The sequence below is a fragment of the Flavobacterium microcysteis genome (assembly GCF_006385255.1).
Taxonomy (GTDB): domain Bacteria; phylum Bacteroidota; class Bacteroidia; order Flavobacteriales; family Flavobacteriaceae; genus Flavobacterium; species Flavobacterium microcysteis.
The window spans coordinates 1-2,263 of the sequence record NZ_VFJE01000040.1 but is presented as its reverse complement, the minus strand read 5'-3'; the positions used below and the strand labels follow the sequence as shown (position 1 = coordinate 2,263).

Below are 2,263 nucleotides of genomic sequence, written 5' to 3'. Positions count from 1 at the left end.
TCCCGGCTGCGGCTACGCTTACTGCAACTGATGCTTGCGGAAGTGCAACGGTAACATTCGCCGAGACAAGAACTGACGGTGCTTGCGCCGGAAGCTACACGCTTACAAGAAAATGGACGGCGACTGACCTTTGCGGTAACACTGCCGTACACACGCAAGTAGTGACCGTAACCGATACCCAGGCTCCTGTATTTGTAGGAACACCTCCTGCTGATGTTACTGTATCTTGCAGTAACATACCTACAGCGGCTACGCTTACTGCAACTGATGCTTGCGGAACTGCAACGGTAACATTCGCCGAGACTAGGACTGACGGTGCTTGCGCCGGAAGCTATACCCTTACAAGAAAATGGACGGCTACTGACCTTTGTGGTAACACTGCCGTACACACTCAGACTGTAACTGTACAGGACAATGTGGCTCCTACTTTTGTAGGAACATTGCCTGCTGATGTTGCTATATCTTGCGGAAACATTCCTACAGCGGCTACGCTTACTGCAACCGATGCTTGCGGAAGTGCAACGGTAACATTTGCCGAGACAAGAACTGACGGTGCTTGCCCTGGAAGCTACACGCTTACAAGAAAATGGACGGCTACTGACCTATGCGGTAATACTGCCGTACACATTCAGACTGTAACTGTACAGGACAATGTGGCTCCTGTATTTGCAGGAACATTGCCTGCTGCCAGCATAACTGCAGCTTGCGGAAATATCCCTACAGCGGCTACGCTTACTGCGACCGATGCTTGCGGAACTGCAACGGTAACATTTGCCGAGACAAGAACTGACGGTGCTTGCCCTGGAAGCTACACGCTTACAAGAAAATGGACGGCTACTGACCTTTGCGGTAACACTGCAATACATACTCAGACTGTAACCGTGACTGATACTCAGGCTCCTGTATTTGCAGGAACATTGCCTCCTGCCAGCATAACTGCAGCTTGCGAAAATATCCCTGCTCCCAGCTACGCTTACAGCGACCGATGCTTGCGGAAGCGCAACGGTAACTTTTGCCGAGACTAGAACTGACGGTGCTTGTGCCGGAAACTATACCCTTACAAGAAAATGGACTGCTACTGACCTATGCGGTAACACTGCAATACATACTCAGACTGTAACCGTAACCGATACTCAGGCCCCTGTATTCGCAGGAACATTGCCTGCTGCCAGCATAACTGCTTCATGTGGAAATGTGCCAGCTGCGGCTACGCTTACTGCAACCGATGCTTGCGGAACTGCGACTGTAACTTTTGCCGAGACAAGAACTGACGGTGCTTGCGCTGGAAGCTACACGCTTACAAGAAAATGGACGGCTACTGACCTTTGCGGTAACACTGCAGAACATACTCAAGTAGTGAACGTGACCGATACTCAGGCTCCAGTATTTGCAGGAACACTGCCTGCTGCTAGTATCAATGCATCTTGTGGAAATATCCCAACTGCGGCTACGTTAACTGCAACTGATGCTTGCGGAAGCGCAACTGTAACTTTTGCCGAGACAAAAACTGACGGTGCTTGTGCCGGAAGCTATACTCTAACAAGAAAATGGACTGCGACTGACCTTTGCGGTAACACTGCCGAACATATTCAAGTAGTGAACGTGACCGATACTCAGGCTCCTGTATTCACAGGAACATTGCCATCAAACATTACAGCTTCATGTGAAAACGTACCTGCAGCGGCTACGTTAACTGCAACTGATGCTTGCGGAAGTGCAACGGTAACTTTTGCCGAAACTAGAACTGACGGTGCTTGCGCTGGAAGCTACACGCTTACAAGAAAATGGACAGCTACTGACCTTTGCGGTAACACTGCCGAGCATACTCAGATTGTAACCGTACAGGACAATGTAGCTCCTACCTTTACAGGAACAGTCCCTGCTGATATTGCTATATCTTGTGGAAACATCCCTACAGCGGCTACGCTTACTGCAACTGATGCTTGCGGAACTGCGACTGTAACTTTTGCCGAGACTAGAACTGACGGTGCTTGTGCCGGAAGCTACACGCTTACAAGAAAATGGACTGCGACTGACCTATGCGGTAATACTGCCGAGCATACTCAAGTGGTGAACGTGACCGATACTCAAGCTCCTGCATTCGTTGGAACATTGCCTGCTGCTGAACTGGCTGTGTCTTGCGACAATATCCCGGCTGCGGCTACGCTTACTGCAACCGATGCTTGCGGAACTGCGACTGTAACTTTTGCAGAGACTAGAACTGACGGTGCTTGTGCCGGAAGCTATACCCTTACAAGAAAAT

The 2,263-nt window shown here is 50.0% G+C and carries 2 protein-coding genes; both read left to right on the top strand.

Features of this window, described 5'->3' with window-relative positions; genetic code table 11:
• Window positions 1-1,025 (top strand): HYR-like domain-containing protein (locus tag FJA49_RS18365; protein ID WP_449404093.1); only part of this gene is annotated, 1,025 nt, incomplete at its 5' end.
• On the top strand, window positions 937-2,263 hold a 1,327-nt coding region (locus FJA49_RS00025; protein ID WP_449404094.1), incomplete at its 3' end, for an HYR-like domain-containing protein. The genes FJA49_RS18365 and FJA49_RS00025, both read left to right, overlap by 89 nt.